1 pseudogene is annotated in these 352 nt (G+C 36.9%); it reads left to right on the top strand.

Annotated elements, in window-relative coordinates:
* Positions 1–106: 106 nt before the first annotated feature.
* Positions 107–330: pseudogene (locus C1G57_RS11615) on the top strand (IS110 family transposase); the annotation flags it as partial.
* Positions 331–352: the final 22 nt, after the last annotated feature.

The following is a 352-nucleotide window of genomic DNA, read 5'->3' on the forward strand; positions in this document are numbered from 1 at the left end:
CAATATGTAAAGACCCCCAGTTGAGAATTCGTGGATTTACCTGTACACTAGAATAAAAAACAATCAACTTCTAGCAGGAATTACCACACTCAATTGGAGGTCTTATATGTTTCATTTTCCCACACTTTTCATAGGAATGGATGTTATAAAGAAAGTTTTTCACGCTGCTATTATAACATGATGACCAATCAATTCAAACATAGCACTAAAGTCGGTCCAAATGTTAGCTATATTGTGAACTATGTGAATGAGCTTCGTCGCTTGTATGGTCAAGATGCAGAAGTATTATGTGGCTATGAAGCTGGATGTCTTGGATTTACCCTATATCACTAGCTACAAGTTCACGGGATTC

Source organism: Streptococcus suis, from assembly GCF_002960425.1.
Taxonomy (GTDB): Bacteria; Bacillota; Bacilli; order Lactobacillales; family Streptococcaceae; genus Streptococcus; species Streptococcus suis_S.